Annotated in this window: 21 protein-coding genes; 10 read left to right on the forward strand and 11 right to left on the reverse strand. The window is 67.1% G+C overall.

Features of this window, described 5'->3' with window-relative positions; genetic code table 11:
• Positions 1-130: 130 nt before the first annotated feature.
• From ABD116_RS41195 to ABD116_RS41205, 3 genes are all read left to right on the forward strand, one after another.
• Positions 131-1,669, forward strand: a complete 1,539-nt coding sequence (locus ABD116_RS41195) for a glycosyl hydrolase family 28 protein (RefSeq protein ID WP_343984086.1) — start codon at positions 131-133, stop codon at positions 1,667-1,669.
• Between the two features lie 258 nt (positions 1,670-1,927).
• The gene (locus ABD116_RS41200) at positions 1,928-3,181 is read left to right on the forward strand and encodes a ferredoxin reductase domain-containing protein (protein WP_343984088.1); all 1,254 of its coding nucleotides are present in this window, start codon (positions 1,928-1,930) and stop codon (positions 3,179-3,181) included.
• A 78-nt stretch (positions 3,182-3,259) separates the two neighbouring features.
• The gene (locus tag ABD116_RS41205; RefSeq protein WP_343984090.1) at positions 3,260-4,120 is read left to right on the forward strand and encodes an ABC transporter substrate-binding protein; all 861 of its coding nucleotides are present in this window, start codon (positions 3,260-3,262) and stop codon (positions 4,118-4,120) included.
• Here ABD116_RS41205 and ABD116_RS41210 read toward each other — a convergent pair.
• Positions 4,117-5,832, reverse strand: coding sequence for a cation:proton antiporter (locus ABD116_RS41210; RefSeq protein ID WP_343984092.1), 1,716 nt, complete (start codon positions 5,830-5,832; stop codon positions 4,117-4,119). The genes ABD116_RS41205 and ABD116_RS41210 overlap by 4 nt on opposite strands.
• Positions 5,833-5,969: 137 nt before the next feature.
• On the opposite strand from ABD116_RS41210, the gene ABD116_RS41215 reads away from it, so the two are divergent.
• Positions 5,970-7,013 carry a hypothetical protein gene (locus ABD116_RS41215; protein ID WP_343984095.1) on the forward strand — a complete coding sequence of 348 codons (1,044 nt, stop codon included), beginning with the start codon at positions 5,970-5,972 and terminating at the stop codon, positions 7,011-7,013.
• On the opposite strand, the gene ABD116_RS41220 is transcribed toward ABD116_RS41215, so the two are convergent.
• The gene (locus ABD116_RS41220) at positions 6,972-8,468 is read right to left on the reverse strand and encodes a PucR family transcriptional regulator (protein WP_343984097.1); all 1,497 of its coding nucleotides are present in this window, start codon (positions 8,466-8,468) and stop codon (positions 6,972-6,974) included. The two genes, ABD116_RS41215 and ABD116_RS41220, sit on opposite strands and share 42 nt — an antisense overlap.
• Before the next feature lie 84 nt (positions 8,469-8,552).
• Between ABD116_RS41220 and gabT the strand changes: the two genes are divergently transcribed.
• Complete coding sequence (gene gabT / locus ABD116_RS41225) at positions 8,553-9,899, forward strand: 4-aminobutyrate--2-oxoglutarate transaminase (protein ID WP_343984099.1); 1,347 nt, start codon at positions 8,553-8,555, stop codon at positions 9,897-9,899.
• On the forward strand, positions 9,896-11,245 hold the full coding sequence (locus ABD116_RS41230; protein WP_343984101.1) for an NAD-dependent succinate-semialdehyde dehydrogenase: 1,350 nt from the start codon (positions 9,896-9,898) through the stop codon (positions 11,243-11,245). The genes gabT and ABD116_RS41230 overlap by 4 nt, the downstream gene beginning before the upstream one ends.
• A gap of 251 nt (positions 11,246-11,496) precedes the next feature.
• Here ABD116_RS41230 and ABD116_RS41235 read toward each other — a convergent pair whose 3' ends face one another.
• A complete protein-coding gene (locus ABD116_RS41235) occupies positions 11,497-12,381 on the reverse strand; it encodes an LLM class flavin-dependent oxidoreductase (RefSeq protein ID WP_343984103.1) in 885 nt (294 codons plus the stop codon).
• Between the two features lie 92 nt (positions 12,382-12,473).
• On the opposite strand from ABD116_RS41235, the gene ABD116_RS41240 reads away from it, so the two are divergent.
• Complete coding sequence (locus ABD116_RS41240) at positions 12,474-12,905, forward strand: MarR family winged helix-turn-helix transcriptional regulator (protein ID WP_343984105.1); 432 nt, start codon at positions 12,474-12,476, stop codon at positions 12,903-12,905.
• Positions 12,906-12,975: 70 nt separating this feature from the next.
• Here the strand turns inward: ABD116_RS41240 and ABD116_RS41245 are convergent, their stop codons facing one another.
• Positions 12,976-13,869 carry a LysR family transcriptional regulator gene (locus tag ABD116_RS41245; protein WP_343984107.1) on the reverse strand — a complete coding sequence of 298 codons (894 nt, stop codon included), beginning with the start codon at positions 13,867-13,869 and terminating at the stop codon, positions 12,976-12,978.
• A 116-nt stretch (positions 13,870-13,985) separates the two neighbouring features.
• On the opposite strand from ABD116_RS41245, the gene ABD116_RS41250 reads away from it, so the two are divergent.
• On the forward strand, positions 13,986-14,408 hold the full coding sequence (locus ABD116_RS41250; RefSeq protein WP_343984109.1) for a PPOX class F420-dependent oxidoreductase: 423 nt from the start codon (positions 13,986-13,988) through the stop codon (positions 14,406-14,408).
• 1 nt (position 14,409) lies between these two features.
• Here ABD116_RS41250 and ABD116_RS41255 read toward each other — a convergent pair whose 3' ends face one another.
• From ABD116_RS41255 to ABD116_RS41275, 5 genes are all read right to left on the reverse strand, one after another.
• Positions 14,410-14,850 carry a VOC family protein gene (locus ABD116_RS41255; RefSeq protein WP_343984111.1) on the reverse strand — a complete coding sequence of 147 codons (441 nt, stop codon included), beginning with the start codon at positions 14,848-14,850 and terminating at the stop codon, positions 14,410-14,412.
• Positions 14,851-14,951: 101 nt separating this feature from the next.
• On the reverse strand, positions 14,952-15,365 hold the full coding sequence (locus tag ABD116_RS41260) for a hypothetical protein (RefSeq protein WP_343984113.1): 414 nt from the start codon (positions 15,363-15,365) through the stop codon (positions 14,952-14,954).
• Positions 15,365-17,521, reverse strand: coding sequence for a CehA/McbA family metallohydrolase (locus ABD116_RS41265; RefSeq protein WP_343984115.1), 2,157 nt, complete (start codon positions 17,519-17,521; stop codon positions 15,365-15,367). The genes ABD116_RS41260 and ABD116_RS41265 overlap by 1 nt, the downstream gene beginning before the upstream one ends.
• Before the next feature lie 204 nt (positions 17,522-17,725).
• Positions 17,726-18,601, reverse strand: coding sequence for a DNA-3-methyladenine glycosylase family protein (locus ABD116_RS41270; RefSeq protein ID WP_343984117.1), 876 nt, complete (start codon positions 18,599-18,601; stop codon positions 17,726-17,728).
• The gene (locus tag ABD116_RS41275) at positions 18,601-18,972 is read right to left on the reverse strand and encodes a VOC family protein (RefSeq protein WP_343984119.1); all 372 of its coding nucleotides are present in this window, start codon (positions 18,970-18,972) and stop codon (positions 18,601-18,603) included. Before ABD116_RS41275 ends, ABD116_RS41270 begins: the two co-directional genes overlap by 1 nt.
• A gap of 60 nt (positions 18,973-19,032) precedes the next feature.
• On the opposite strand from ABD116_RS41275, the gene ABD116_RS41280 reads away from it, so the two are divergent.
• The gene (locus tag ABD116_RS41280) at positions 19,033-19,473 is read left to right on the forward strand and encodes a MarR family winged helix-turn-helix transcriptional regulator (RefSeq protein WP_343984121.1); all 441 of its coding nucleotides are present in this window, start codon (positions 19,033-19,035) and stop codon (positions 19,471-19,473) included.
• Here the strand turns inward: ABD116_RS41280 and ABD116_RS41285 are convergent.
• Both ABD116_RS41285 and ABD116_RS41290 read right to left on the reverse strand, forming a co-directional pair.
• The gene (locus tag ABD116_RS41285; protein WP_343984123.1) at positions 19,444-20,289 is read right to left on the reverse strand and encodes an anti-sigma factor; all 846 of its coding nucleotides are present in this window, start codon (positions 20,287-20,289) and stop codon (positions 19,444-19,446) included. The two genes, ABD116_RS41280 and ABD116_RS41285, sit on opposite strands and share 30 nt — an antisense overlap.
• 204 nt (positions 20,290-20,493) lie before the next feature.
• On the reverse strand, positions 20,494-21,162 hold the full coding sequence (locus ABD116_RS41290; RefSeq protein ID WP_343984125.1) for a fasciclin domain-containing protein: 669 nt from the start codon (positions 21,160-21,162) through the stop codon (positions 20,494-20,496).
• Between the two features lie 203 nt (positions 21,163-21,365).
• Between ABD116_RS41290 and ABD116_RS41295 the strand changes: the two genes are divergently transcribed.
• Complete coding sequence (locus tag ABD116_RS41295) at positions 21,366-23,141, forward strand: cytochrome c biogenesis protein CcdA (protein ID WP_343984127.1); 1,776 nt, start codon at positions 21,366-21,368, stop codon at positions 23,139-23,141.

Here is a 23,141-nt window from a genome sequence, read left to right on the forward strand (position 1 = left end):
GGTGGTCTACCTTCGGGCCAGAGATGTCGAATCCTCCCGCCCTAAGGAGTTGTTCATGTCGCCACCTGTTGGGATCCGTGTTCGTGTGTTGGCAGTGTTTTTGATGGGGTGTTTGCTGGCTGGGTTGGGGGTGCAATACGCACAGGCGGCGCCGGCGCCGTTGCAGATCTATCCGGTGCAGTCGATCTATGCCGCCTCGCCCGACTACCGGCTGACCGTCAACGGGCAGAACGTGCCGGTCAGTGACTTCCCCGGGTACGACATCGCTCAGCTCGCCATGGGCGGCGGCGAGGCGACGATCACGGTCACGAAGGTCAACAACACCGCCATCGGGTCGTACTCGATCAGTCCGGCCAAGCTCAATCTCAGCGGGTCGGTCAGCGGCGCGAGTCTGACCTTCACCGTGACCCGCGACGAGTACCTGATCGTCAAACTCGATGGTCGGCCGGGCCTGGTGATCGCGATCGACCCGCTCGAGACCAACCGTCCCGCCGACAGCGGCGCCGGCATCTTCAACGTCCGCAACGCGCCCTACAACGCGCAGCCGGGAAGCGGCTACTCCACCACCGCCTTCCAGAACGCCCTGAACGACGCCGCCGCCTGGGGCACGGCCAACGGCAGGCAAGGCACCGTCTACGTCCCCGCCGGCGTCTGGACCCTCGGCACCATCTACCTCCGCAGCAACCTCGCCCTGTACCTCGCCCCCGGCGCCGTCCTGCGCTACACCGGCGAGCGCGCCAACTACGACGTCCACTGGCACAAGGATTCGCAGGGCCGCGACATCACCTGGTTCATCTCCACCCGGTACTCGTCGACCAGCATCTCGATCTACGGCCGCGGCACCATCGACGGCAACGGCAAGGCATCCCTTGCCCCGAGCAACCTCGGCGTCAACCTGCTGACCCCCGTCTACACGACCAACTTCCGGGTCGACGGGATCACCTTCAAGGAGGCGAGCAGCTGGATGGTGATGCCGATCCGCTCGGAGGATCTCAGCTTCACCAACCTGAAGCTCTTCAACCGCCTCGATCTCGAACTCGGCGAGAACGACGGCATCGACGTGATGGAGTCGAAAGCGGTGACGGTCCGCAACGCGATCGGCATCGGCCTCGACGACCCGTTCAGCACCAAGACCTGGGCAGCGAACACCGACATCACCAAGAACATCCCCGGCAACCCCCGGCCGCTGGACAACGTGCTGTTCGACGACATCATCACCTGGACCTTCTGCTACGGACTCAAGGTCGGCCAGGGTGTCCTGCAGAACCAGTCCAACGTCACCTTCCGCAACGCGGTCGTGTACGACGCGGCCGTCGCGATCGGCGTCCATCACAAGTACGGCACCGGTACGGCCGGCACGATCCGGTTCGAGAACATCGACATCGAGCGGCTGTCCTTCACCAACGACAACAACCGCACCTGGCTGGCGTTGTGGACCGGCGCCGGCGCGAACGGCGTCGGCCCGATCACCGGCGTGACGATCACCGATGTGAGAGTCCGCAACGCCGGTACCACCGCCGCTCGCATCAACGGTCAGCCAGGCGCCCAGATCACCGGCGTCGAGCTGCGCCGGATCCTGATGCCGGGCTCGTCGGCGTACGCGACCACCCTCACCCAGATGAACATCACCAACGTCTCCGAAGCCGGCCCGGTCACCATCAGCCAGTAAGCAGGCCGCGAGATCCCGCGCCGCGAGCTCGCACCCCGGACGAGTTCGCGGCGGTTCGGTTGCAGTGGGTTGCGCCACAGAAGTGGGAATCAACCGAATCCCCGGTCGAGGCGTCTTACCTTGCACAACGGGGTGATTCGGAAATTCTGGGGGAATTTCATGACTGCGGTACAAGAGTTGCTGACGCCTGTCCACCTGCCGGAAGTGCGCCTTCCGGAGCCACTTCCGGTAGGGCGGCGGGTGATGAAGCATCCGCGGATGATGCAGAGCCATCGGCTCACGCTCTTCGTGGTGATGTCGAACGTGCTGGTGCTCGGCTGGGGGTTGAGCGGTCACTGGTGGGACTCGGTGGTGAATCTCGCCTTGGTCGCTCAGGTGAACTTCGCACTGGGTGTGGTTGTGCGGCAGCAGTTCTTCGTGAACTTCCTGTCCCAGTTGGTGATGCGGGTGCCGAAGTCGTGGCCGCTTCGGGTGCGGTGGGCGCTCGCGAAGGGGTATCACCTGGGTGGGCTGCATGTGGGTGGCGCGGTCTGCGGGACGCTGTGGTTCTTCGCTTTGACCGTCGTCGCGACCGGGCAGGTGGGGTTGGGACTGCTTGTCGTGTACTACGTGCAGTCGCTCCTGCTGCTGGCGATCGTGATGACGTCGCGGCCCTCGATGCGGGCGAAGCGGCATGATCTGTTCGAGCGGGTTCACCGATTCGGCGGGTGGGCGCTGTCGACGCTGTTCTGGATCGGCGCCCTGCTGCTGGTGAACGAACGGCGCGGCGCGTCATCGGCCGGGTCGTCGCCGGCCGGCTCGGAGTCGTTGCTGGCGGCGCTCGCCGGTACGCCGACCGTGTGGGTGCTCGCTTTGACCACGACCAGCACGCTGGTTCCGTGGATGTTGCTGCGGCGGATCCCGATCGACGTCATCCGGCCGTCGTCGCATGTCGCGCTGGTGAGCGGCGGGCGCAGCCGCCCGATGGCCGGCTCGACGCGATCCATCTCGCGGCATCCGCTGCGGCAGTGGCACAGCTTCGCGGTGATCCCGACGCCGGGCGCGCCAGGATTCCGGATGGCGGTCTCCCGGGCCGGCGACTGGACCGGGGACTTCATCGACAATCCCCCGTCCCACGTCTGGGTCCGCGGCGTCGCCACGGCCGGGATGGCCAACTACGGAACGGTATTCAGGCGAGTTGTGTACGTCGTGACGGGCAGCGGGATCGGGCCGGTGCTGGCACATGTACTGGCGAATCGGGTTCCCATGAAGCTGGTGTGGGTGACGCGTGATCCGGTGAAGACGTATGGGCAGGCGCTCGTCGACGAGATCCTCACGGCTCAGCCGGACACCCTCATCTGGGACACCGACGCCTACGGCAAGCCGGACATGGTGAAGCTGGCGTATTCGGAGTACGAGTCCTCCGGTGCCGAAGCCGTCATCTGCGTCTCCAACAAGAAGGTGACCTGGAGGGTCGTCCACGGGATGGAGCGGCTGGGAATCCCCGCGCTAGGACCGATCTGGGACTCCTGACCGGAACTGACGAAGAATGCCGCGAAGTGGATGGGCTGCGGGCATGATGGGTGTTCGGCACACCTAGGAGGGGACGGCATGGCGTCCGACAGCTGGTTGTTCGAGGATGATCGCGGAGATCAGGTCGAGGTGGCTGCGCGGCCGACGCATGTGCTGGCCTATGCGCAGGCCGCACAGACGCTGGCGGCGTTGGGAGTACCGGTTGTCGGGTACTTCGGGTCGCAGCATCACGCCGATGCCGGGGCGCAACCCGCGCTGGGCCTGGACGTGCCGAGTATTGGCTCCGGCGATGCCGTCGACGACGAGCTGATCGCGACGCTGCAACCTGATCTCGTGGTCGGGGTCAGCTATGCGGGCGAGGTGTACGGGCTGTCGGAAGGTGCCGCGGCCAAGCTGGGTGAGCTCGCGCCGATCCTGCTGATCCGGATCGCCGGCGACCCGGGGCTCGAGACGATCATCGGGCGCTTTCATCAGCTGGCTGAGGCGTTGACGGGCTCGGACGCTGCGGACGACGAGGCGGTACTGACTGAGGCGCTCGGGCGGTTGAGTGCGGCTGTCGGCGAGCGGCCCGACATACGCGTCACTGCTTTGTCCGGTGGTACTCCGGCGGACGCGTATGTGGCCAATCCGGCGTACTGGCCGGGGCTGCGACTCCTGGCCGACGCGGGTCTGCCGTTCACGCCGACTCCGGCGCAGGGCGGCTGGGAAGTGGTGAAGTGGACCGAGCTCGCCAGTGGCCATCCTGCTGACATCCTGTTGTACGACCAACGGCCCAATTCGCTCGGCGCTGATCAGCTGGCGGAGATCCCCGCGTGGTCGGAGCAGTCGGCCGTACGCAGCGGTCACGTGTTGCCGTGGAACCCCGAGCCGCCGCTGACCTTCGCAGCAACCGCAGCATCCGTCGACGCGCTGACCGCCGCGATCAAGGCCGACAGCTAGCGGGTGCCGAAGCGTTGCTCTATTGCATCGAGTAGGGACTCGACCTGGCGGTACGTCGCGGAGCTGTAGGCGCCGATGCTGCGTTCGGCGCCGAGGGCGTCGCGCATCGCGTCGAGGTAGCGGCGCTGAACGATCATCATCTGCTCGAAGGAGTCGGGTTTGGCGTTCCGCAGCTGACTGCTCCCGGAGACGAGACCCGGAACGATCCGGTCCTTCATCGTCGTGACCAGCTCCGGGTCGAGCCGCTCGCCACCGATGGTCTGCTCCTCCAGCGGACCGAGCGTGTCGATCGCCCCTTCGCCGACCCGCCGCAGCAGCGACTGGACGGAGTCGCGCTTCTCCTCCGCACTCTCAGCCGCGAAGCTCATCCGATTGATCACCATCGGCAGCGTCAGCCCGAACAGCACCAGCGTGATGAGCGCGACCAGGAACGCCGCGAGCACGACGGTGTCGACGTGCGGCGCACCACCTGGGATCGTCTGGACAGCGGCGACTGTGACGACGCCGCGCATCCCAGCCCAGCCGACGACGACGTACCCGCGTCCGGTGATCGGCTCCCGCTCCTCGAACTCCACATCCGCCCGGCCACGAGCGAGCCGCCGACGGGCCCACGCCAGCCGGTTCTCCTCCCGCTGCCCTGCCGGTGTCATCGAGTCCAGCTGCTCTTCGAACTGACCGAGCTTCGCCCGGGTCTGCTCGTTGCGATCCTTCCGCCCGAACCGCTCCCGCAACGCCGGCCAGGCCAGCCCAGCGAACCTGAGGACGATCAACAGTCCAACTACCAGTAGTACAAGGCCGGTGATCTCAGCGGTGGTGGTCTCGGCCCGGGCTGCGTCCACGAGTTCGGGGAGTTGGTAGCCCATGGCAAGGAAGACGGCGCTCTCGAGGATGAAGCTGATCGTCGTCCAGGTGGTGGCCTGGGTCTGCCGATCGCGAGCGCTGAACCGCTTGCTGCCCAGGGCGCCGGTCAGCAGCCCCGCCATCACCACGGCCAGGACGCCGGAAGCGTGGACCTCCTCAGCCGGGAAGTACGCGAGGAAAGGGACCGCGAACGAGATCGTCGTGTTGAGCACCGGATCGTCGAGGCGCTGGCGCAGCAATGCGGTCAGCCAGCCGACCAGCAACCCGATCAGCACGGCTCCGAGCACCGCCCAGCCGAAGTCGAGGACCGTATGCCCGAAGCTGAACCCGGACGACGCGGCGATCGCGGCGATGGCTGTCCGGAGTACGACGAGAGCGGACGCGTCGTTGACCAGGCTCTCCCCCTCCAGCACCGTCATCAGCCGCGGCGGCAGCCCGATCCGGTGCCCGATCGCCGTCGCCGCGACCGCATCGGTCGGACTCACCACAGCGCCGAGCGCCGTGCCCAGTGCAAAGGAGATCTCCGGAAACAACGCATGCACCAGTGCCCCGATGGCCAGCGCCGACACGATCACCATCACCACCGACTGCCAGGCGATCAGCGACACGTTCCGCCGTACGTCGAGCACCGGCAACTGAACCGCTGACGAGTACAGGAGCGGCGGCAGCACTCCCGCCAGGATGAGCTCCGGCTCGACGTGGATCACCGGCGTACCGGGCAGATAACTGGCCCCGATCCCCAGCCCCACCAACAACAACGGCGCGGCCACACCCGTACGCCGAGCGAACACCGACGCCGTGATCATGATCGCCAGCCCGGCCCCGGCCACTAGCAGAAACTGATGGTCCACGCGACGGGAGTCTAGGTCCCGGCACTCGCCGATCCCCGCATTGCAGCAACCTGCAACCTTCACCGAAGGCCTGGCAGGTCGCCCCCACCGGATGGGAGCCTCTGGCGGTCGTTCGTCATTCCGTCTGGGGGGCTCACATGATCCGACAGCTGGCCGCACTCTGCGCCACCACCGCACTCCTCGCCGCCGCACTCCCGGCCACACAGTCCGTCGCCACGCCGGCTGCCGCAGCCGAGCCGACCGCCTGTGCCAAGACCGTTCTCCCGCTGCCTGCCGACACCGAGCCCGGCCTCAGCATGGTCAGAAGCGCGGATCCGTCCGGGCGGTACATCCTCGGGCACGCCCCGCGGCAGGAACGAGCCGGCTCCCAGGGAGTGCTCTGGGTCGACGGCGTACCGCGCTGGCTCGCGTCGAAGCCTGACAGCGAGTCGTACGGCTATGCGGTGGTCAAGGGCGGCTTCGTCCTCGGCTACAGCAGCAACCAGGCCGGTACCGACTACTGGGTCTACTCGGTCAAGACCGACTCGTACCGGATCCTGCAGGTGCCCGAAGGCCAGGAGATCTACACGCTCAGCGGGATGAACGCCCGCCAGGACATCGTCGGTAGCGTCTCCGACGAGACGGACCCCAACACCACTCACGCCTTCATCTGGCCGGCGGGCGGGCAACCGCGGCTGCTCCGCACGCCGCGGGGATCACAGGGATCCTCTGCTGAGGACATCTCCGACGAGGGCCGGATCATCGGGCGGGCCGATAACCCGGAAGACCCGAACAGCCCGATCAGCTACCTGTGGGAGTCCTGGAACAGCCGGCCGATCCCGCTCCGGGGCCCGCACCACGAGAACGTCTTCGTCTGGGACATCGAGGGCAGCCGGATCGGCGGTCAGGTGGGCAACGGCATCTACTCCACCGGGTACATCTGGAACACCCGCGGCGCCCTCGTCGCGCAGGTCGAGGATGCCGTGGCCGACGTCAACAGCTCAGGCGACGCCGTCACGGCAGGCGATGACTTCATCGACCACTACCCGTCGATCCTGGTCAGGAGCGACGGCACCAGGTACACCTTCCCCGAAGGCACGATGCTGACGCACGCCTTCAACCGCAACGCGCCGTGGACGGCGGGCGGCTACGAGACCAACTCAGGCTATTGGGCGGCGGTCGTCTACAAATGCGGCAGCTGACTGGAGGGCGAACCAGGCGGTCATTCTGACGTCGGGGTCGTCGAGGGAGTCGCCCAGCTGGTGCTCGATCTGGGTCAGGCGGTTGCGGACCGTGTTCCGGTGGAGGCCGAGCTCTTCGGCGGTCTTGAGGTGGGAGCCGTGGTGACGGAGGTAGGACCGCAGAGTTTCCAGCTGCTCTGCGGTCAAGGTCCCCAGATACGAAGCAGAGAAGGCTGTCGCCGTGGGCTGGTCGATGAGGGCAGTGAGACCTTCGTGGACGATGCGGTTCCAGCGGACGACAGGTCGGGCCGCAGACGTACGCGCAAGAGCCTGTACCGCGGTGCTGCGACTCCCGGCGAGGCTGTCGGGGGCCGCGATGTCGCCAACCCCCACAAACAAACCCAAGCCGGCCAGCTCGGAGGCGATACGCCCGGCGACCGCATCCGCAGCGACAACGAAGAGGTCGCCGTCCACGCGGACCGCCAGCGTCCCGCGACGGCCGGCCGCACCGTTGGCGCCTGCTACCTCGGCGAGGGTCAGGGCGTCTTCGATTGCTTCTGGGGGTCCTTGGGCGGCTAGGAGTTGGAGCTTGGTCGGGAAGGCGTTGCGGTCCAGTAGTAGCTGTGCGGTGCGGTGGTCGCCGGTCATCAGCAGGTCGAAGGCTCGGCTTGTGACGCGGCGGCGGTCCTCGAGCTTTTCGCGTTGCTGTTCGGAGACCAGGGCCAGGAGGGCTGCGGCGGTGGTGACGGAGCGGCGTTGGGGTTCGGTGGGGCGAGTGGGGGTGGCGGTGACGAGGTAGCTGTCGGGGCGTTGGTTGAGGCCGATTGGCTGGATGGTGATCACCTGCTGGGGTGAGCTCAGCGTGAGGGCGGCGAGCATGCCTTGGGAGCGGATCACCTTCAGTTGCTCGCGGATCTCGAGAAGGTCCAGGTCGCCGGGTGAGCCGGATTGGAGTTGGCCGGCGGGAGTGAAGAGGCAGGCGACGCCGGTGGTGACCTTGGCCAGTTGGCGCAGGATTGCTGATGAGGGGTCGGGGCCTGCGGCTGCGGCAGTGAGGCGGCGCTGGAGGTCGAGGGCGGTGCGGGCCGCGCGTTCTTCGGCTTGCTCCAGTAGGTCGGCGGTACGCCGGCTGATTGCCACGAACGCCGTCAGCCGTGGGACCTCGACAAGGTTGACCCCCAGCTCCTCGCAGGCCCGTACCAACCCCCGGGGCGGCGTCCGATGAGTCAACCCGGTGCCGATCCCGAGCCCGGCGACCCCGGCATCTCGGAGCCGGGTGACGTACGACGTCCACTCACGCCGCCAGCCCGCCGTGGCCAGACCCGTGGTCAGCAGCAGCTCCCCACCCTCAAGGAAAGGAGTGGGATCGACCAGCTCGCTGGTCGCTACCCAGCGCACCGGAGCGTTCGGCTGGGGAACATGGACCGCCTTCAGGTCCAGCCCCGGCTCAGCGAGTACGGCAGTCAGCGAGATCACCCTGACAGTTTTGCACAACCGACCGCATCAGATTGTGCAGATAAGCCATCGCCTCCGAGGCAGCCAACCCGCACCGTGGTGACCATGCCGAACCTACCCACCGGGGGCCCCGCGCTCCCCCAGGAACGTCGCCTGCTCACGGCCATCCCCGGTCCTCGCTCTCGCGACCTGCAGAGCCGGAAGTCCGCCGCCGTAGCCCAGGGCGTCGGGACGATCATGCCCGTCTACGCCGCCGCGGCAGGTGGCGGTGTAGTCGTCGACGTGGACGGCAACTCCCTGATTGACTTCGGCTCTGGCATCGCCGTCACCACCGTCGGCAACAGCGCTCCTGCCCTGGTCCAAGCGGTCCAGGACCAGCTGGCCTCCTTCACGCACACCTGCTTCATGGTCACCCCGTACGACGGCTACGTCCGCGTCGCCGAAGCTCTCAACCGGATCACCCCCGGCGACCACCCCAAGCGCACGGCCCTCTTCAACTCAGGTGCCGAAGCCGTCGAGAACGCGGTGAAGATCGCCCGCGCGTACACCGGCAAGCAGGCCGTCGTCGCCTTCGACCACGCCTACCACGGCCGCACCAACCTGACGATGGCGATGACCGCGAAGAACCACCCGTACAAGAGCGGCTTCGGTCCCTTCGCCGGCGAGGTCTACCGCGCGCCCATGTCCTACCCCTTCCGTGATCAAGGCATCGACGGTCCGGCAGCGGCGCGACGTGCGATCGAGGTGATCGAGAAGCAGGTCGGCAGCGAGAACCTCGCGGCCGTGGTGATCGAACCGATCCAGGGCGAGGGCGGCTTTGTCGTACCGGCTGACGGTTTCCTTCCCGCGCTGGCGGCATGGTGCCGGGACCACGACGTGGTGTTCGTCGCCGACGAGGTACAGACCGGGTTCGCCCGGACCGGCGATCTGTTCGCCTGTGAGCACGAAGGCGTCGTACCCGACCTGATCGTGACCGCGAAGGGCATCGCGGGCGGGCTGCCGTTGTCGGCCGTGACCGGTCGCGCCGAGATCATGGACGCTCCTCACGTCGGTGGCCTCGGCGGGACCTACGGCGGCAACCCGCTGGCGTGCGCGGCCGCCCTTGCAGTGATCGAAATGATCGAGACCGACGGGCTGGTCGACCGCGCCCGCGCCATCGGCGACCTGATGGCCGAGCGCCTGAGGAAGACCCAGGCGGCCGACGAGCGGATCGGCGACGTCCGCGGCCGTGGCGCGATGCTCGCGGTCGAACTCGTCGTACCGGGAACGACCGAGCCCGACGCCGACCTGACTCGCCGCGTCGCGACGGCCGCTCACGCCAAGGGTCTGATCGTGCTGACCTGCGGCACGTTCGGCAACGTACTGCGCTTCCTGCCGCCGCTGTCGATCCCCGATCACCTGCTGATCGAAGGCCTCGACCTCCTCGACACCGTGCTGGAGGAGTCCCGGTGACGTCCTTCGCCGTCTACAACCCGGCCACCGAGGCAGTCATCGCCGAGGTCCCGAACGGTACCGCCGCCGACGCGACCGCAGCCGTCGACGCCGCCGCGAAGGCCTTCCCGGACTGGGCCACCACCGCTCCCAGAGCGAGGGCCGAGGTACTCCGGAAAGCCTACGAACTCATCATCGCCGGCACCGAGAACCTGGCCGCCCTGATCACCGCCGAGAACGGCAAATCCGAAGCGGACGCAAGAGCCGAGGTCGCCTACTCCGCCGAGTTCTTCCGCTGGTTCTCCGAGGAAGCCGTCCGCACCGACGGCGAATACGGCTCGTCCCCCGCCGGCGGCACCCGCACGATCGTGACCCACCAGCCGGTCGGCATCGCAGCCCTCGTCACCCCCTGGAACTTCCCTGCTGCGATGGCAACTCGCAAGATCGCCCCTGCCCTGGCCGCCGGCTGCACCGTCGTACTGAAGCCCGCCTCCGAGACCCCGCTGACCGCCCTGGCGATCGCCGACCTGCTCACCGCGGCCGGCGTACCCGAAGGTGTGGTGAACGTCGTGACGACCGACTCCCCCGCCGAGGTGGTCACCACCTGGTTGGCGGACGACCGCGTCCGCAAGCTCTCCTTCACCGGCTCGACCCGGGTCGGCCACACCCTGCTCAGGCAGTCGGCCGATCGCGTTCTCAACACCAGCATGGAACTCGGCGGCAACGCGCCCTTCATCGTCACCGCCGACGCCGATCTCGACGCCGCCGTCGCCGGCGCGATGATCGCGAAGTTCCGCAACGGCGGCCAGGCGTGCACCGCGGCGAACCGCTTCTTCGTCCATGCGGACGTCCTCGACGATTTCGTGGCTCGCTTCGGCGCGGCGATCGACAAGCTCGAGGTCGCCCCGCTGATCAGCGCGAAGGCCGTCACCGGAGTCAGCGGCCTCGTCGACGATGCCGTCGCCGACGGTGCCCGGATCACCAACACCGGCCCGGTACCGGCCGACGGCTGGTACTACCCCGCGACCCTGCTCGTCGACGTCGAGCCCGGCTTCCGGATCGTCCGTGAGGAGATCTTCGGCCCGGTCGCGCCGATCATCAGCTGGCGCGACGAGCAGGAGATGCTTGCCCAGGTCAACGATTCGGAGTACGGACTGGCCGCCTACGTCTACGCCGGCCGGCTCCAGGACGCACTGCGGATCGCGGAGTCGGTCGAGGCCGGCATGGTCGGCGTCAACCGTGGCGTCGTCTCCGACCCAGCCGCCCCGTTCGGCGGCTTCAAACAGAGCGGGCTGGGCCGCGAAGGAGCCCGCGACGGATTGCGCGAATTCCAGGAAACGCAGTTCTTCTCGGTCGACTGGACCTAGCGCCGATGGCTGCTCGGGAGACGGGCAGGCTGCCGGTCGCACGGCAGTCGGCGCGGGCGCGGGCGCGGGCGTGGGCGTGGGCGTGGGCGTGGGCGTCCGTGCATACCTAACTCGGTTGGAAAGCGGTTGCCCTCGGCGTGTCGGAGCGTCCTCCGGGAGTTGTGCCTGCATGGCGCGTCGGCGGGGATAACGACAATGCTCGATTCCGGGCCTTGTATGTCCGGTAGACCTCCCCCTCTCCTCCTAGATGGCTAGCCAATGGCCGCTCGGACGGCGGGGACGACTTCTTGGGACCAGCGGTTGAGGGTGGTTTCGATGGGGTCGGTGCCTCGCGGGAAGAGGATGAAGCCGGCCGCGCCGTGGTCGAGTACGGCTTCGGTGAGTTCTTCGACCCATTGGGACGGCGAGCCTCCGATCCAGCGGCCGTCGTCGTCGCGGACGCGGTCCAGCGGCTGCGCGGTGATCTGGCCGGGGAAGTTGTAGATCGTCGCCACGTCGGAGGGTTTACGGCCGACCGACAGGGCCGCCTCGTCAATGATCGGGCGGGCCTGGCGGTACCGCTCGCTGAGCCAATCGGCTGCGTGGCCAGGGATCCAGCCGTCCGCCTGGCGGCCGGCTGCGGCCAAGGACTTGGGTCCGTTGGAGCCGGTCCAGATCGGTGGCGCCGGCACTTGGGAGGGCGCGAGTGCTGTCACGCCGTAGTAAGGGTCGGTGATCGCGGGACCGCCGCCGGAGAGCTTGCGGACCAGGATCATCGCCTGCTCGAACGCCTCCACCGCCTCGGCCGGGCTGACCTTGGGCACGCCCATCGTCGCGATCTTGTCCCACGCGCCGCCCGCACCGAGACCGAGTACGAACCGTCCACCGGAGATCGCGGTCAGCGATGACGCCGTACGGGCGAGCACCGGCGCCGGACGCAGCGGGAGGTTGGTGACATTGGCCAGCCCGGAGATTCGGGTCGTGCGGCCGAGTATGAAGGCGAGCGTCGCGTAGGGGTCGAGCAGATTGGGCAGGTAGGGGTGGTCCGAGAGCGAGAAAAGGTCGAGCTCGTCCCGATCCGCTTGCTCGGCCAGCCGGAGAATCTCCGGCACCTCGCGGATGTGGTCGGGCGAGCCATAGCCGAAGCGCACGTTCATCGTCTGTCTCCTAAATAGTTCGAACACCTAAATACTAGGCCTCCTAACTATCAGAACCCCAAACTGTCCGCAGGTCGGACTACAGTGGTGGCGTGGCGACGACGACAACGAGGCACACAGAGCTGGTCGGCTCCCTGGTGCAACTGATGCACGTCCTCCAGGACCTGTACGCCGAAACGAGCCGCCCACTGGGCCTCACTCCACAGCAGGCCCACCTACTGTGCGTCCTGCTCGCCGGCCCGCAAGGCATGACCGACCTGAGCCGCATAATGTCCATCGAACGCTCCAGCCTCACCAGCATGGTCGACCGCCTGGAACGCCGCTCCCTCCTGGCCCGCAACCCTCACCCGACCGACCGTCGCGCCAGCCAGATCACCCTCACCCCCGCCGGCCACACCCTCGCCGCCAAAGCCCACACCGCCTTCACCGACCGGGTAGAAGCCCTCACCACCGACCTCTCCCCTCGAACCCGCGAAACCCTGACCGCGGCCGTCACCCACATCACGGCACCCGAACTGAGCTGACAGCTCGAGCTCCCGCCCGGAGGTGATTGTCCAGCTCCTGGAGCCGGAGCAGGTCGGCCAGCCCCTGGGATCAGATCTGGGCGGCGAGGTTGCCTGCGGCTTCGATGGCGATTTCGATGGCTCGGGTGGCGAGGGGTGAATGGGTGCGTTCGGCCGGCCAGTGGAGGAACATCTCGCGGGATGGCGCCGGCTCTAGCTGATGGATGCTGAGGCGGTCGTCGGATGTGGCGTCGGATCCGTGCAGGGCAAGCCACGGCAGCACCGCTGAGCCGATCCCCGCCCGCACCATCGACAGGATGGTTTCGTGGCCGCTAGTACGGAACACGACCCGCGGCCGGGCGCCATACTCCGCAAGCGTCCGCTCCAACCAGCGCTGGTGGAAGGTGAGCGGCCACGCGACCATCGGCACTCCGTCGAGCAGCTCCGCGCGTACAGGCCCGTCCGGAAACACGCCGACGCCGGCCACCAACAGATACGGCTCGTCGAGCAGCTTCACGTGTTCGACGTCGCCTTCGATCCGGCCGTCGTGGAACAGCAGATCGAGATCCCCGAGCTTCGGATCCTCGGGCTCGACCTCGGACAACCTGATGTCGCAGCCCGGATGCTCATCCAGTAACTGCCGTACCACCGCCGGCAGGATCAGATTGGACACGCTCTGGAAGGTGCCGATGTCGATCCGCCCACTCCCCGCCCGGAACCGATCGACCGCATCAGCCAGCGCCTCCGACCTCGTCAGCAACTCGCGCCCATGACTCAGCACCACCTCACCGAGCGGGGTGAGTCGCACCGCCCGGGGCCCACCCGGCCGATCGAAAACAGCCCCACCCAGCGCCCGCTCCAGCGCCGCGATCTGCTGACTCACCGACGACTGGGTATACCCGAGCCGGACCGCCGCCCGCCCGAACGTCCCCTCCTCGGCGATGGCAGCCATCGCCCGCAAATGCCGCAACTCGACGTCGATCACCGACCAACCATAACCCTTGGCGATCACCTTGATCGATAATCATCGCTTTTCACGATCACCCACCGCGCCTAGCGTCGTACCCAAGAGACGCCGACTCAGCGAATGGGAGCACACCGATGACCGCGATGACCGACACCGAATGGCGATCCTTCGTCACCGCCGGAACCAAGCTCGCCCACGTGGCCCTGGCCCGCCCCGACGGCCGCCCCCACGTCACCCCGATCTGCTTCGTCCTCGACGGCGACGAACTGGCCTTCGCCCTCTCCCCCGGCAGCGTCAAAGGCGACCTGTTGGCCGGCGACCCCCGCATCGCAGCCTGCATCAGCGACGACCAGCAGCCCTACAGTTTCGTCACCCTCGAAGGCCAGGCAAGAATCTCCGCCGACCCCACCCACATCAAGTCCGTCGCCTCAGCCATCGCCGACCGCTACTACCCCACCCACCCCGCGGACGCCCTGGCCGAAACCTTCACAGAACAAGGCTTCACCGCAGTCCACATCACCATCACCAAGGTCATCGCCCACTCCGATCTCGGCTGACCTACTGCTCGGCAGTGATCCCGCGCAGCAGTCCGGTGGTCTGCCCGATCTCGATCAGGTAGCCATCCGGATCCCGCAGATAACACCGCACCTCCGACCCTCGATCCAACGGCTCGGTAAGAAACTGCGCCCCTTTCGCCCGGGCATCGGCATAGAACGCCGCGATATCAGCCACCCGCACATTGAGAAACGCCGACACCGGATCCCCAGCCTCAGGCGCACTCAACGTCACCCCCGGCTTGTCCGGCGTAGGCCCACCCCCCGGATTCATGATGATCCACGTATTGGCCACCTGAACCACCGCCGGATTCTCCGCCAGCACCACCCGCCCACCGAAGACATCCGCATAGAACTCCCGGGAAACCCCCACATCCCGCACAGTCAAGAACTGCGCAACAACCAACCCGGCCTCCGGCACCGGAAACCCGCCTTGCTCCGCCACTGTCCATCTCCGATTCCTCGTCGAGTCATACCCGTCAATCCAAGACAGCACAGCACCCACAGCTGTGACAGGCGGACGGCCGAGCAGGCGTGGGGAGTTGTTCAGGGGGTTGGGATGGGGGTGAGGTGGGAGCGGAGGATCAGGTGGAGGGTGCTGTGGAGGGCTAGGCCACCCAGGGAGTCGAGGGCTCGGAAGGTGAGGGTGAGGTCTACGGTCGCCGGTACGCCGAAGCGCACCCGGAACTCACCATCCTGCCGAGGTAAGCCGCTCAACTCATGCACCGGAAGATCCAACTCGAGCCCCGGCACCGGGCCGGCGTCGATCACCAGCCGCCCGGTCACGTACCCGGTGTTGACGATCGGGAACCCGATCGTGTGCCACTCACCGCTCGACAGGCTGGCTACCCGGTTCCCGGTCCGCGCCGCGTTGACCCGGGCCTCCGGATTGATCGTCACCGAGATCGGCGCCGTCGTCTCAACCGGCCCACAACAACCGGCCGCCTCCCCGTGAACCATCAGTCGACCTCGCATTCGGCGAGCCGCTCCCGATACGTAGCCTGCGCAGCGTCGTATCCGTCCCGTGCCGCCGGCCGCTCGGTCTCGCGGATGAAGCCGGACTTCGCCTTCCACAGCGCATCGACCGAGTCGTGCAACCACTGTGCGCTCCGACGCGACGCCCGGATCGGCAGCCCGCCGACCTCCACGAAGATCGGCTGCGTGTGCACACTGCGCAGGATCCGCAACGCAACCCACGACGAACGCTCGAGCTCAACCGAGAAGTCCAGAGCCTGCTCGTTGCCGTCAGCAAGCAGTTCCTGTGTGCCGACCGGCACTCCGTTCACCAGCACCTCGACCAGCACGTTCCGCGACCGGCCGATCCGCGACCGCTCAAGATGCCACCCAACCGGCGCGGAGTACACCGGCTGACCGGCAGCAGGCAACGCCGGCGGCTCCTCAGGCAACCAGGCAGTGACAGTAGCGCTCACCCGCACCACCCCCGGACCGTCAACCGCATGCTCCCGAGAGACATCCCCATCGACCGCGAAGTCGTAGACATGGCTGCGCCCATCACCGAAGTACGACGCACCGTCCTTCAACCCAAGAAGCCACGCCTCCAGAGCCTGCGGACCTTGCGGCGGCTCAGGCAGCCGCACATATGTCCGCCCGACCCCCGGCCCATCGTCGTAAATACAGGGATAGTCGGTCTCCCCGAGCATCAGCGTGCGATACCCGACATTCAGCAAGTGGTACCAGATGTTGAGCTCAGCAGCAGGCGCGAACTCAGCCCCACACTGGAAGTCCGCAGCACCGAGCGGCACATCGACGATGATCTCGTTGGACCCGATCGACTGAAAGCCAGGGATCACATAGTTCGGCAACTCATCGGTCCCGACCGACAGCCCGAGCCCGCAATGCGCATACCCGACCAGCGCGTTCTGCTCATGCCCCCACCGCATCACCGGCAGATTCCACGACGGCCAGTCCTCGATCACCGACGTACCCGGATAGTCCTGATCAGTCAGCCCGAGCAAGATGACGTGCCCCGAATGACTGGACGGGAACCCCGACACCTCCAGGTCGTACCGGAGCACACTCTGCCCGTCGCGATCAGTGTCCTGCGGCTCCCAGGTCATCCCCTGCGCCAGCTGCATAGCCGGATACTCCAGCTCTGCACGCGGACTGATCGACACCCCACTGAAGAACTGCTTCTGGTGGTAGTAACACGGCCCCCAGGTGAGCACGCTCCCCATCCAGAGCCCCTCGCCCCGAACATGCCGGATCATCGTCTCCGGCGTAACCCCCTCAGACGGAACGCTGTAATGCGAGCACCCACCCGCATGAATATGCGGATCCCCCGAGTAATACCCCCGCGCAGCCGGATCAGCCCACCGATCAAGCTCGATCGACACAGCTTCACTGTCCTCCGACAGTGAAACCTCGACCCGGACCTCCCGGTACTCCGGACCGCGCCGCGCCGTGATCTCGTACGACCCCGCCGGCAGCGCGATCACCTCACCGGTCGCCCGGTACACGTGCTCGTGAAAGAACATGTCCGGCGCCAACCGCATCGCCTTCGACGGATAAGCCCTACGCTGCGAATCCCGCACGGTCACCGCCGCCACCGTGCTACTCCCATCCGGCTCCCGGAGGTCGAACCGGATGTCGCGAGCAGGCAGACACTCGAAGTCGATCTTCGCCCCATACGGCCGGCTCTCGAACCCCATCCGCTGCCAGGCCTTCGACGACGGCGGCCGGGTCAGACTCTCCGTCGCCTCCTCCACCGCCAGCAGGAAACTCAGCTCACCACTGCGAGTCCCACCATCGCGGCTGTACAAGCTGATCACCTTGTACTCGACATCCAGCCCAGCCACATCGGTCGGCCCCACAAGCTTCACCTGCAGCCAGCTGCGCTCGATCCGCGGCACCACCGTCAACGTGTCGGCCAACGCGATCCGCGCCGCGTGGCTGTGGTGATCCACCAGCCCGAGCACATGATTCGACGGCGCGGACAGATCCCCCAGCAGCCGCTGCGGATTCACCACCCGAACCAGAAAACTCCGCCATCCATGCTGAACCAGCCGCGGCACCGCAGCCCCCGGCGTGGCCGCGGTCAGCCCTTGCTCATCGATCAGCGCCTCGACAAGGACATAGGGCCGTAGCAGTTCTTCCACCGCGGCAGACTTGACGGCCTCGCTCTGCGCGTCGTCAACCAGCTTCGCCAGTTGACCGATCAGTTCATCGGGTAGCGGTTCACCGATGTCACGAAGTTTCTCAACGGCTCGAGTCGCGGATGCCAGCAGTGGTTGGAACACAGGACCTCCCAGTCGCAGACCACCTCCGACCTTAGCCACCCCGGCCCAACCTGGCTCCCGGTTTTAGCCGAGGCCGAGACGACCACGGCTAATCTCGTGGGTCCGGGCTTCGCGCAGGCAGCGCAGATGAACGGCGGCCCAGGTCCGGTACGGACGCCAGTTCTCCGACACCTCCGCGAGCGTCCGGCCGGCGCCGTACCGGAAGGTGATCTCCTCGTCGAGCCGCCGCTCGTTCTGCGGGATCGCATCCGGCGCGTTGGCCCCACGCAACACCACCAACTCAGCGGCGAACGGACCAAGCCCCTTCACCTCCCGCACCGCACTGATCGCATCCTCAACCGGCATCGCCCGAAGAGCCAAACCATCCAGCCGACCATCCAACGCGGCCTCCGCAACCGCCTGCAGATACTCGGTCTTCCGCCCGGGCAACTCGAGGTCGAGCGCTCGCAACCGCTCCGGCGCAGGAAAAGCACCATTCTCGCCATACTCACGGACCAGCTCATCGCGAAGCGATGCCGCCTGGACGATCCGAATCCGCTGCGACAACACGGCCCAGGCAGCAGCCTCGTACGGCGAATGGAACCCGCAAGGCCGCAACCCCGGCAACTGCTCCTGCGCATCAGCGATCACCGCGTCACGCGAGCCCACCTCGACCCACCCGCGCCCGTCGACATCCAGCGACAAGAACCGGCCGGCCTGAGCAGCCGCCAACTCGAGATCGCCGGACCCCTCGACGACGATCCGCGCCGCGCTGTCGTGCTGAGTCACCCACACCTCAGCCCTGCTCCAGTCACCCTCGCCCCGGAACACCGTCCGCATCTCCTGCTGCTCACCCTGCGACGGCAACGCCCCCGGCGCGAACCCTTCCCAAAACTGCTTGCTCGTGGCAAGCGACCACGGCCCGAGCACCTCCACGGTCACCTCATGACGCGCCACCATCAGGCCTTGTCGTGGATGGTGATCGCATATCCGTCCGGATCCGTGAAGGTGAACATGCGACCGAACGGCCCGTCGTCCGGAGCCGCAACGATCGGTACGCCGGCAGCCGCCAACTCGTCATGCACCACCTGCGCGTCCTCAGCCTGCAGCCACAGCGCGACCCCCAGGCCCGGCCGCGGCGACGCGGCATCGAGGTCGACGCCGGGCAGCGGCTCACGTACCGCGAACGAGATCGGCGAGGTATCGAAAACCACCGCACCGGGCGGCGAGGCCGGCACCCGGCGCAGCCCGAGCCGCATCTCGTAGAAGGCAGCCGCCCGCTCGAGGTCGCGCGCCTGCAGAGCGAGGAAGTCCGGTCCGGTCACAGTCATGTCGATCTCCGTCTTGTATGTCAGTGTGTTGACATCCAGAATGTATGTCAGGATATTGACATGAGTCAAGGCGAACAGGTCGGCCCTCTGGACGAGGCGGTGGGCTACGTGCTGAAACGAGCAGCCACTGCCCTGCGGACAGCCATGGACGCGGCCCTGCGACCACTGGATCTGACCGTCCCGCAGTACTCCTGCCTCGAGGTTCTATCCCAACAGCCCGGCCTCTCCAACGCGGAGCTCGCCCGGGCCGTCTTCGTCACCCGCCAATCGATGAACCTGGTACTCCGGGGCCTCCAGGACCGCGGCCTGATCACCCGCCCGGCGACAGCCCCCCACGGCCGCGCCCTCCCCACCGAACTCACCCCAGCCGGCCGCCACCAACTCAAAGCAGCCAGTACCGCCGTACGCGCGGTCGAAGCGCGCATGCTCACACCGTTCACCAAGTCCCAGCAGACCCGCCTGCTGAACGACCTACTCGCCTGCGTCGAGGCCCTGGACTAGCGGTACGACCGGCTGGAGACCGCCCGACGGGACGGTGGGAGTCGCGGATCCGCCGTCGGGTTCGACCGTGACGGCCAGGTCTGTCTGCCCGGATACACCACCGTTGACGACGGTGGGGCGGAGCGTAGTACCCGCAGTGGACAGGCCGATGGAGCGTGCGTGGTGAGCGGCGTCGATGAGCCACAGTTGGTAGGTCTGGTGTCCTGGCAGGGGTTTCAGGTCGCGGATGAGGACAACTGCGGCGTCTTGGCGGCTGGAGAGCACCACGGTGGCCTGGCCTCCGCCGGTGACGGCGCCGTGGATTGTTCGCGCGTCCGGCTGGGTCAAGATCGTTGCGGCCCGAGTGCTGACGGCAGTAAGAGCTGTCTTGTCGCGGTACTGGTCCAGAGCAATCGCCCCGCTGGCGGCGATCGCCAGAAACGCCGCTGCCAGTGCGAGGGACCGGCGGGTAAGCGACCGGCGGGCGAACGGTCGGCGGGCGATCCCTGGTCGCGTCGCGCTCCGGCGTACCGGCCGTCCTGGAGGTCGCGCGCGGCTCGATGCAGTCGCGCCGCTCGATGACGTGGGTGGGGTGTGGAGCAGCGGTGGTTGCTGACGGGTCGTGTGGACCGAGTTCATCACCTTGGGTTTGAGGCCGGCCGGCGGCGGTGTTGCGACGTACGCGCCGAGTTTGGTGGCTGTCTCGCGGAGGTCGCTGACCTCGGTGCTGCAGTCGGCGCAGGTGGCGAGGTGCTGATCGAAGTCGGCTCGCTCTTCGTCGGACACCGCGTCCAGGACGTACGGACCGGTCAGGGCATGAACGTCTGTCGTTGTCACGTGGTGCCGCTTTCCTGGCGTCGGACTGGTGAATGGGTCAGGCCGTCTCGCGTCCTCGTCTGTGGTTCGGGGCGGGGCGTGATGCGGGCGGTGGCGCCTCCCAGGAGTAGGGAGGCACCACCGCTTACTGCTGGGTCGGTGTCACCGTCATCTGGTGTCCTGGCCTGGTGACATCGACCCGGTGATGCCGGGTCGGCGGGATCGTCAGCTCGCCGGCGGCATCAGTACGGTGTCGATCAGGTACACGGTCGCGTTGGCGGTCTTCACGCCGCCGCAGATGACCTTCGCGTTGTTGACCATCAGGTTGCCGCCCGAACCGGTGACGGTCAGCGAGCCCTTCTCGACGGTGGTCTGCTTGCCGACGACCGCGGCCGGGTCGAGCTGACCGGCGACCACGTGGTACGTCAGGATCTTGCTCAGCAGGGCCGAGTCGGTCTTCAGGGTGTTGATCGTCGCGGCCGGGATCTTCGCGAAGGCGGAGTCGACCGGGGCGAAGACGGTGAACTCACCGCCGTTGAGGGTCGAGACCAGGTCCACCTTCGGGTTCAGCTTGCCCGAGACGGCGGCAACCAGCGTCTTGAGCAGCGGGTTGCCGGAGGCCGCGGTGGCGACCGGCGCGGCGGCCATACCGTCGACCGAACCTGCACCGGTCGGGTTCGCCTTGGCGTAGTCGGCGCAGCCGGGGCCGACCAGGCCCGCAGCGTTGTCCACCGACGGCATCGCCGACGGGGTGTCCGACGTCGACGTGGAGGCCGAGCTGATGGTCGACGGGCTGCTGCTCGACTTGTCGTCGTCGCTACCACAGGCAACGGTTGCGAAGAGCAACGAAACGGCAGAGGCTGCGAGGGCGACCCGCTTGATGGTGTGGGACATGACGATCCTGCTCCTTGGGTGAAGTGGCTGAGCCAGCGGCTCAGCTGCTGACACCACTGATTCGGGGCCACCCCCTGGGGCGGATGGGTCGGGTCCGGAACTTTTCTGTCACGGCTTTCGCCGGCGCCCTTCACCCATCCACCCGGCCGGTCCGCAGCGAACTCGGGGTGACACTCGATCCCTTCTCACCTGGAGCGAACCCCATGATCACCTTGGCTTTGATCGGACTGCTGGGTGGGTTGATCACCGGTGTCTCGCCGTGTGTCCTGCCGATGCTGCCCATCATCTTCTTCGCCGGTACGACCGGCAGAACCGAACCACAGAAGAAAACCACCGCCCGCGCCGACGGTTCGGCCGGCGATGTGCTGGTCGAGGAGGTCGAGGCCGGGAAGCCGGCCCGGGACTGGCGGCCGTTGAAGATCATCGCCGGGATCGTGGTCAGCTTCAGCGTCTTCACGCTGGCCGGCTCCGTCATCTTGTCGGCGCTCGGCCTGCCGGACGACTTCCTGCGCTGGGGCGGACTCATCATCCTCAGCATCGTCGGCCTCGGCCTGATCTTCCCGGCGCTGGGGCACTGGATCGAGAAGCCGTTCTACCGGCTCCCCAAGATCAACCGCAACAACAACGGCGCCTTCGTCCTCGGACTGGGTCTCGGCACCCTGTACGTCCCGTGCGCCGGCCCGGTACTCGCCGCGATCACAGTCGCCGGCGCCACCGGTAACGTCGGCTGGCGGACGGTCGTACTGACAGTGTCCTTCGCCATGGGTGCCGCATTGCCGTTGCTGATCTTCGCCTCCGCCGGGTCGCGGATTTCGCAGCGGGTGAAGGCGTACCGCGATCACCAGAAGGGGTTCCGGGTCGCCGGAGGTGCGGTGATGATCGCGCTTGCCGTCGCACTCGCCTTCAACGTCACCGACGTGATCCAGCGGTCGCTGCCCAGCTACACCAGCGGGCTGGAGAAGAAGGTCGCCGAGAACAAGACCGTCCAGGGGGCGCTCGCGCCCGCGATCGGCAACGACGCCAGCGCCGACCTGGCCAAGTGCACACCGGGTGCCGCCGAGTTGGCGTCGTGTGGTGCGGCACCGGAGTTCCGGGGTACGCAGAAGTGGTTCAACACGCCTGGCGGGCAGCCCGCCACACTCAGCGGGTTGAAGGGCAAGGTCGTGCTGGTCGACTTCTGGGCGTACTCGTGCATCAACTGCCAGCGGGCGACGCCGCATCTGCTCGCCTGGGACAAGGCGTACAAGTCGCTCGGGTTGCAGATCGTCGGGATCCACTCGCCGGAGTTCGCGTTCGAGAAGTCGGCCGGGAACCTGCAGTCGGCGATCAGCAAGGAGGGCATCGGGTATCCGGTGGGTCAGGACAACAACCTCGCCACCTGGACGGCGTACCGGAATCAGTACTGGCCGGCCAAGTATCTCGTCGACGCCGGCGGCACCGTACGGTCGATCAAGTTCGGTGAAGGCGACTACGGCCAGACCGAGAACCAGATCCGCGAGCTGCTCAAGGCGGCCAATCCCTCGGTCCAGCTACCCGCGCCGGTCGACGGCACGGTCAAGGCCGACACGATCGGCGCCGACGGAACCACGCCCGAGACCTACCTCGGCTACTCCCGCTCGGCCAACCTCAATGGCCCTGTCGGCAAGCTGACCCCCAACAAGACCGTTGCCTTCGGCCTCAACCAGGCTCAGCCCGACGACACCTTCAGCCTCGGCGGTTCGTGGGCCGTCGGCACACAGAGCGTCACCTCCACCAAGGGCTCCCAAGCACGCCTCAACTTCCAGGCCGCGAAGGTCTTCCATGTCCTGTCCGGCGAGGGCACCGTCACCGTCTCCATCCCTGGCGAACCCGACAAGACCATCACGGTCTCCGGTACGCCGAACGCCTACCAACTGGTCGACAAGCCCACCCAGGAACGCAAGACAATGACGCTGACCTACAGCCCGGGCATCTCCGCCTTCACCTTCAGCTTCGGCTGA

Source organism: Kribbella koreensis (genome assembly GCF_039525325.1).
Classification (GTDB): Bacteria; Actinomycetota; Actinomycetes; order Propionibacteriales; family Kribbellaceae; genus Kribbella; species Kribbella koreensis.

What these genes read in the sequence shown, in the direction of transcription:
- ABD116_RS41215 (WP_343984095.1), top strand. Translation starts at nt 5,970, where the DNA reads ATGATCCGACAGCTGGCCGCACTCTGCGCCACCACCGCACTCCTCGCC.
- ABD116_RS41200 (WP_343984088.1), top strand. Translation starts at nt 1,928, where the DNA reads ATGATGCAGAGCCATCGGCTCACGCTCTTCGTGGTGATGTCGAACGTG.
- gabT (WP_343984099.1), top strand. Translation starts at nt 8,553, where the DNA reads ATGCCGAACCTACCCACCGGGGGCCCCGCGCTCCCCCAGGAACGTCGC.
- ABD116_RS41295 (WP_343984127.1), top strand. Translation starts at nt 21,366, where the DNA reads ATGATCACCTTGGCTTTGATCGGACTGCTGGGTGGGTTGATCACCGGT.
- ABD116_RS41235 (WP_343984103.1), bottom strand. Translation starts at nt 12,381, where the DNA reads ATGAACGTGCGCTTCGGCTATGGCTCGCCCGACCACATCCGCGAGGTG.
- ABD116_RS41280 (WP_343984121.1), top strand. Translation starts at nt 19,033, where the DNA reads ATGAGTCAAGGCGAACAGGTCGGCCCTCTGGACGAGGCGGTGGGCTAC.
- ABD116_RS41290 (WP_343984125.1), bottom strand. Translation starts at nt 21,162, where the DNA reads ATGTCCCACACCATCAAGCGGGTCGCCCTCGCAGCCTCTGCCGTTTCG.
- ABD116_RS41270 (WP_343984117.1), bottom strand. Translation starts at nt 18,601, where the DNA reads ATGGTGGCGCGTCATGAGGTGACCGTGGAGGTGCTCGGGCCGTGGTCG.
- ABD116_RS41250 (WP_343984109.1), top strand. Translation starts at nt 13,986, where the DNA reads ATGACCGCGATGACCGACACCGAATGGCGATCCTTCGTCACCGCCGGA.
- ABD116_RS41275 (WP_343984119.1), bottom strand. Translation starts at nt 18,972, where the DNA reads ATGACTGTGACCGGACCGGACTTCCTCGCTCTGCAGGCGCGCGACCTC.
- ABD116_RS41260 (WP_343984113.1), bottom strand. Translation starts at nt 15,365, where the DNA reads ATGGTTCACGGGGAGGCGGCCGGTTGTTGTGGGCCGGTTGAGACGACG.
- ABD116_RS41205 (WP_343984090.1), top strand. Translation starts at nt 3,260, where the DNA reads ATGGCGTCCGACAGCTGGTTGTTCGAGGATGATCGCGGAGATCAGGTC.